At 50.6% G+C, this 6,982-nt stretch carries 5 protein-coding genes and 2 pseudogenes; 1 reads left to right on the top strand and 6 read right to left on the bottom strand.

Going from position 1 to position 6,982, the window contains the following annotated elements; genetic code table 11:
- Positions 1–48: 48 nt before the first annotated feature.
- The 4 genes and pseudogenes from ACRCZA_RS16200 to ACRCZA_RS16185 form a co-directional block, all read right to left on the bottom strand.
- A pseudogene (locus ACRCZA_RS16200) lies at positions 49–417 on the bottom strand (AAA family ATPase); the annotation flags it as partial.
- Between the two features lie 18 nt (positions 418–435).
- Positions 436–960, bottom strand: coding sequence for an ATP-dependent protease subunit HslV (gene hslV, locus ACRCZA_RS16195; protein ID WP_438675413.1), 525 nt, complete (start codon positions 958–960; stop codon positions 436–438).
- Between the two features lie 125 nt (positions 961–1,085).
- Entirely contained in the window at positions 1,086–1,688 is a 603-nt protein-coding gene (locus ACRCZA_RS16190) for a type II secretion system protein (RefSeq protein ID WP_438675412.1), read from the bottom strand.
- Between the two features lie 672 nt (positions 1,689–2,360).
- Positions 2,361–2,975, bottom strand: a complete 615-nt coding sequence (locus ACRCZA_RS16185) for a response regulator transcription factor (RefSeq protein WP_438675411.1) — start codon at positions 2,973–2,975, stop codon at positions 2,361–2,363.
- A gap of 234 nt (positions 2,976–3,209) precedes the next feature.
- Between ACRCZA_RS16185 and ACRCZA_RS16180 the strand changes: the two genes are divergently transcribed.
- Positions 3,210–4,979, top strand: coding sequence for a sensor histidine kinase (locus tag ACRCZA_RS16180; protein WP_438675410.1), 1,770 nt, complete (start codon positions 3,210–3,212; stop codon positions 4,977–4,979).
- A 24-nt stretch (positions 4,980–5,003) separates the two neighbouring features.
- On the opposite strand, the gene ACRCZA_RS16175 is transcribed toward ACRCZA_RS16180, so the two are convergent.
- Positions 5,004–6,167 carry a putative sulfate/molybdate transporter gene (locus ACRCZA_RS16175; RefSeq protein ID WP_438675414.1) on the bottom strand — a complete coding sequence of 388 codons (1,164 nt, stop codon included), beginning with the start codon at positions 6,165–6,167 and terminating at the stop codon, positions 5,004–5,006.
- A 268-nt stretch (positions 6,168–6,435) separates the two neighbouring features.
- A pseudogene (locus tag ACRCZA_RS16170) lies at positions 6,436–6,982 on the bottom strand (tetrathionate reductase family octaheme c-type cytochrome); the annotation flags it as partial.

The raw sequence follows: 6,982 nt of genomic DNA, 5'->3' as shown, positions 1-6,982 counted from the left end.
CGACGTGATACACGGTCATTTCGCTCGTTACTACGAGCGCCGTGTTGAGGCGCGTTGGCGGCATTTGCCCATTTGTTGCTCGCGGGTCAACTTGATGGCGATGTCGGTTAAATCACGGATGATTTGCTCGACTTCTTTGCCCACATAACCCACTTCGGTGAACTTAGTGGCTTCAACCTTGATAAACGGCGCGTTGGCGAGTTTGGCTAAACGGCGGGCGATTTCGGTTTTACCCACGCCAGTTGGGCCAATCATCAGAATGTTTTTGGGGGTGACTTCTTGACGAAAATCCGCATCCAGCTGCATGCGGCGCCAGCGGTTACGCAGGGCGACGGCGACGGAACGCTTGGCCTTTTTCTGGCCGATAATGTGGGCATCCAGCTCGTGGACAATCTCACGGGGAGTCATTTCAGACATAATATTCCTCACGCCCTGTTAGTAAGTTAATTCTTCAATCGTTTTGAATTGGTTGGTAAATACACAGATATCGCCAGCAATCGTTAGCGATTTTTCTGCAATTTCCAGCGCCGATAAGTCGGTATTTTGCAGCAGTGCCAGCGCCGCCGCTTGGGCGTAGTTGCCGCCCGAACCAATGGCGACTAAATCATGCTCTGGCTGCACCACATCGCCATTACCGGTGATGATGAGTGAGGCTTCGGCATCGGCGACTACCAGCATGGCCTCGAGTTTGCGCAGCATGCGGTCGGTACGCCAATCTTTGGCCAGTTCGACGGCCGAGCGTAATAGGTGACCTTGGTGCATTTCGAGTTTGGACTCAAAACGCTCAAATAGGGTAAAAGCGTCGGCGGTGCCGCCAGCAAAACCGGCCAACACTTTGTTGTGATACAAGCGACGCACTTTTTTGGCGTTACCTTTCATCACGGTATTGCCAAGGGAGACTTGGCCATCGCCGGCGATAACAACTTGGTTATTACGGCGTACTGATACGATAGTGGTCACTGTTTAATCCTCTTCTCTTGCCCGCAATCAAAATTCTGCGGTGGATGATGGACTAAATATGGGGATGGATAGCCAGAATTCAAGTTAGCATGCAAAAAGCCATAGGGAGTCGCGCAATTGACTCCCTAGTGTGAACTCGGTGTACTCGATGGGTTTGGGGGGGAGAAGGAGTCGCGGCTGACCACCGTGCGGCCATCGCGGGGATAGTACTTCAGCGTCCAATTCTCGCTGCCAAGGCGGCGGTCAGCCGACACATAGTTAAAATAGCAATAAGTGTCTGGGTTGCTAATGGCGTCGCCACCGTACCAATAGACGATGTCGACATCGGGCGCTTGATGTTTTTCCCAATCTGGGTGGTTGACGAGCACAAAGTCCTGATGTTCGAGTAAGGATTGCCACAGTTCACCACAGAAAGTGCCGTTAAAATCAGTTTCTTGAGTGCTGCTTTTGCCCATAGGGAACCCCGTGGTGGTGGAGTCCAGTGTACCATCGCCATAACAGGCGAGATCTTGGGTGTACCCCGTGTGTCCGCCAGCAAGCCAGCAGCTATGATACAGTTTGACGCCAGTGGAGAACGCGGCAAAGGCGGCTTTTGCTCTAGCATCGTGGGCGTCTTGGCTGAGATTGATAAAGCGCGGCGCGGCGACCACGGCCAGAATCCCTAAGATGATAATCACTACCACCAATTCGATTAAGGTAAATCCTTTAGATGTGTGTAGACGGCGCATATTGCTGACCTGTTGCTAAGATAGGTGTATTCTAGCTTAACTTTGCAAAATAATCATTAAGCTGTTGATAGTGCTTGATATCATAACTCAGTTTTTACCTTTTTTTGGGGCTAACTTCATCCTTGCGTGAGATTGTTGCGTGAAATTGTTGAGTAATGAATGCGCAGGGATGATTAGGGGGGACGTGTCGAGCGTCAATGTTGTTGGCTCTGGCAAGCTTGCGCTCGCAAGGGAAGAAATAACGATACTGCACGGACGTTACCTTGCATCGTTGGCTTGCATAAATGCTAGCCAACTTGCGGCAATAACCATGAAGCGTCATCACGCCTTAGCATGGAATAAATAAAAAAATCCCCGAGAACACTGGTCGTACTCGGGGGAAGGTTCAAAGCAGTGGATGTTTAATGCCTATGGAGCATAAAGGAGAGAACCTCTGCGGAGTGTGGCAGTGAATGGCGTTGGACACAAAGGCTATATTGCAAACTGCGACAGCTTGTCGCAGGTGTGCGGTGGCTGAGATGTGTGTGGAGGCAGAGATGTGCGTGATGGCTGAGATGTGCGTGATGGCTGAGATGTGCGCGGGGCGTAGATAGGCTCAGTCGATTGCAGATAACCGCTCTGCTCAGTGCCAGCGCAGTGACAGGCGAGCTAGCGGTGAATGTTGTGAGCCTGCTAGGCAGACTCAGGTAACAGGGTGTTGAGGTGGGCTAAGTGTTGGGCTAACTCCGCCATATTGTTTACTTCAAGTTTTTTCATAATCTTAGCGCGGTGGACTTCGATGGTTCTTAAGGATAAATACATGGCCTCGGAAATTTGTTTGTTGGTCATGCCTTGAACCACTTGGGCCAATACTTGCTGCTCGCGCTCGGTGAGTTGCGCGAGTTTATGTCGCAGGCTTTGTTGCTCGAAGCGGGCTTGGCTTTCGCGATGGGCTTTTTCGATGGCTTGCACTAAGGCTTTGCCCGATACGGGTTTTTGAAAGAAATCGCAGGCGCCTTGGCGAAAGGCGCTTAATGCCATGGGCAGATCACCGTGTCCGGTCAGAAAAATCACTCCCAATGGGCTTTGGGTTTCAAGCAGTTTTTGCTGGACTTCTTGGCCCGTGATTTCTGGCATTCGGCTATCTAAAATCACGCATCCGGCTTGGGTTAGTGGGCATTGCGCTAAAAAATCCCGTCCACTGCTGAAGGTGTGTACTTGGTAGCCAAATTGCCCCAGCATAAATCCTAAGGAGTCTAAGATCGCTTCATCATCATCGACTAAATACAGTGGCAAGGTTGTGGACATGTTTTTCCTTTCGAGTGGCGCGGCAGCGGTTTAGCTTAAGCTGAGGAGGGCATGGGCTCAATCTTAAGCCTGAGTCTTGGGAGGTGTATCACTAAATTTAAGTCTATCCAATGGGATGAATAGCAGAGTTTGCAGCTATTCACAGCTTCATTTTCTGTGTGCGCGTAAAGTGTCGCCTTAAGCGAAATGGCACAAAGTGGGGCGAAGGTGAAGAGACTAAGGTGGTGTAAGGCAATGCTGGTAGGGTGCATCCTCAGTTTGGTAGGAACGGCCTATGCTGAAACCTTGCCCGTCAATCACTTTAAGGTCGGGGTGCTGGCGACTCATGGGATGCTGCAAGCTAAGCAGCGCTGGCAGCCCATGATGGATTATCTTTCGCAGCAAGTGCCTAATAGCCATTTTGAGGTGGTGCCCTTAAGTTATGAAGGCGTTACCGAGCAGTTAATCAGCCATCAGTTAAATTTTATTATCACCAATCCCGGCCAATTTTTACACTTGAGCGGCAGTTATCCTCTCTCGTGGCTGGCCACCATGCGCACTCGTAAGCATCAGGGCAGCGCATTTACCATTGGTTCGGCGATCGTGGTGCGTGCCAGCAGTGCGATTCATAGTCTCGATGATCTCAGGGGAAAGGATGTGGCGGCGCTCGATCCGCAGGCGTTAGGTGGCTATAAGGCCGCCCTGGGGTTGTTGCTGGAGCGAGGCTATGCCGTTGATGGTTTTTTTGGGCAGCTACGTTTTTTAGGTTTTCCCAATGAGGCGCTCATTTATCAAGTGCGCGATGGTAACGCCGATGCTGCCATTACCCCCTTTTGTACCCTTGAAGAGATGGTGGAAACTGGGCTGGTGGCGCGTGAAGATTTTCGGGTGATCAATGGCCGCATTCCCGCAGGCTGCGAGTGTGAGGTGAGTACGACGTTATATCCGGCATGGTCCTTTGCCGCCACGGATTCGGTCGCCTCATCCTTGGCATTGCAGGTGAGTCAGGCGCTGTTTGCGTTACCCTCGAGCCACAGCGCGGCCGTAAGTGCCAATATCTTGGGGTGGACATCGCCTGTCAGTCAGTTAAAAACCATCGAGCTATATAAGCAATTACAGCAGGTGACCACGAGCCCTTACGAGACCTTACAAGCGTGGGTGGCAAATAATAAAGAATGGGGAGGGGCATTAGTATTACTCTTCATTATTTCAACTATTTACCATCTGTGGCTCGAATATAAGTTTCGGCAAAAAAGTGAGTTTTTAGTCAACACCGAGCGGCAATTAAAGGATAAAGCGCTGCAACTTGAGCGGTTGCAAAGTGCCGCGATCCTTGGGGAAATTGGTGCAGGGCTTGCCCATGAGTTAAATCAACCCATTGCTGCAATTACCCAGTACAGTGAAGGGGCGATGCTGCAGTTGGAGCGGCATCAGCCAGGCATCTCTGAACTGCATGATGTGCTAGGTAAAATTAATGCTCAATCCATTCGCGCAGGGGCGGTGGTGCACCGTATTCGCGGTTTACTGAAGCGGCGTCAGGCCAAAACTGAGCCTTTAGATATCACCTTGGTGGCTCAGGAGGCGTTGGCGCTAATGGGGCGGGAGTTAGAGAGGGCCAAGATCAAGGTTAACGTGCGGGTGCAGGGTGAGCCATTTGAACTGATGGGCGACAGTGTTGGCCTTAGTCAAATGTGGGTTAATTTAGTGAAAAACAGCGTCGATGCGCTAGATGCCTGTGGCGATAATCGAGTGCGGCAGTTATGGGTGGATATCCATTATCTGCACAATGAAATCAAAGTTTTAGTGATTGATAATGGCGACGGTTTGCAGGGCGAAGCGGCGGAGTTGATGGCATCTTTTGCGTCGACCAAGGATGACGGTTTAGGCCTTGGCTTAGCGATATGTCAGGATGTGGTGACCCGCCACCACGGCAGTATTCATATCGAAAACTGCCTGCAATCCAAAGAGGTGACGCTACCTTGGCAACAGGGCTGCGTGGTGACAGTGCTGCTGCCAAAGACCTAGCGCCACCCTTGCCCTGATACATTGCTAGCGCAAGGTTTGTATCATGGCCCACGTGCGGCGCCCCTGCTCAAGAAAAATCCCGACGGCTAATCCTGCGGCGGCGTTAATGGCAAGGCAGGTCACAGCGGTAGATAAGATCACCAAGATACAGAAGGGCTTGCCGTCGATCAGGCGTTTTGACCAGGCTAATTGTAATCCGCCAATAGAAAGTAAGCTGCCGAGAATCGCTACAGGAATAAGCCCGAGCAACCACGCTATTTGGCTATCCCAAAACAGGGCGATGACAAGACAAGTGCCGCCAAAAATCAGTGGCGCAAGGTGAGTTCGGGCGCCAAAGTGATACTGCACCGCCAGCCCTCCCGCGCCGTGACACATGGCTGCAGCGCCAAAAGGTGCGAGTAATAGATTCGCCAGCCCAGAACTCATCGCAAAGTTTTTAGGGGTAAGTTTGGCGGCATCTTCAGGGAATTTTTCCTGCGCCATCACCGAGGTGGCAATCACCGCATTGGTTAAGGTGAGTGCCAGTTGCGGTAACACCAGCAACATCGCGGCCGAACTCCATTCGTTTAATGTCGGCCACGCCAGATGGAAAGATGCACTCAAGGCGGGACTGCTCAGACTGGTCGCCATATCGGTTTGGCTATTGGCTTGCCAGATCATGCCTGCTGCGATAACGAGTGGCATGGCAAGGTAGCGTAATGGCAAAAATTTACTCGCAAATAGCAAGGCAAACGCGCCGAGTCCGAGCAACCAAAAATCGCTCATCATCTTAGCGCCCATCCACATCAATTGCAGACCAATCGCCAATTGAATCCCCACACTGACGGCTTGGGATAATTGCTTGGCAAGCCAAGTGATGGCGCCGCTACAGGCTAAGATTAACAGGATTACGCCCATCAACATGGCGCTCGCCTGCAACATGCCTGGGGTTAAGCCTTGGGCGATCACCAGGGCGGCGATGACTTTCATCGGTTGGACGGGGATCGGACGGCGGTAAAATAACGCACTTAATATCGCAAATACGCCAAAGCCTAAAAATATCCCTTGGGGTGAAAACTGATTCAGGGCAATAAGCCCTAACACTAGCGGTAAAAAAGTGCCTAAGTCGGCAAAGGCGCCACTGGTTTCACCGAGTACACGGTTTAATGGTTGAGTCGTAAAATGGGTTGGGGTTTTGCCCGCGGTCATAGAGGTTGCCACAATGGAACATAGCCTCACTACGCAAAATAAATGCCATAAAAATCAGATAATTTGACTTATAAACCGAGCATAAATCCCTTTAGCTCCAATTCGCTAAGACAAACTGGGGCAGTGTGACCTTAAAGCTGTGGCGATTTGTCTTTATCGGCCAAGGTCGAGCGAAAAAGAGCGCTTAGCCAGCGGGTACTAAGCTCTCAAAGGTTTGCAGGGGAGCGGTACTCGCCTATGCCATTAGGTCTTAGGCGAGTCAACACGGTTATTGCTTATGTTTCGGGCCTTGTTTGGTTTTCATCGGATCGCCTTGATAGCCTAAGGCTTGCCAGTTGAGGCGAGTGCCTTGGTTGTGGCAATCATTACAGTTAAGCGCTTGCTCTTTAGGTGACACCATATGGTTGATCCGCCACCACATTTCGGTAGCAGCAAAGCCATATTCACCACTGTACTTAATGCCTTTTTCAGTCATTGTGGTGTTTGCTTCCATGCCCAGTTTTGCCGCTAAATTCCAATCAAACTCGCTCCAGTATCCGCCTTTGCCATAGGTTTTTGGGGTGATAAAGATATTGAGTTTTTTGTCGTAAATCTGCTTACCAGTATGCACCTTAAAGGGATAAATTTTGGCTTTGGCATCGTTAATGTCGCCCATGGGGTAGGTCAGTTTAGTGACGACATTCGGGTCCATTTTGTCCCCAGCCATATATGCGTTGGCAGTGCCGTTATACCAAGCGTATTTAGGCTTAACCATTTTTTCCCACACAAAGTTACCTTTTTTCTTCTGGTAAGTGTGTTTGCCATATTGATCAACA

The organism is Shewanella sp. (assembly GCF_051658185.1).
Classification (GTDB): domain Bacteria; phylum Pseudomonadota; class Gammaproteobacteria; order Enterobacterales; family Shewanellaceae; genus Shewanella.
This window is presented reverse-complemented; position numbering and strand designations above follow the sequence as displayed.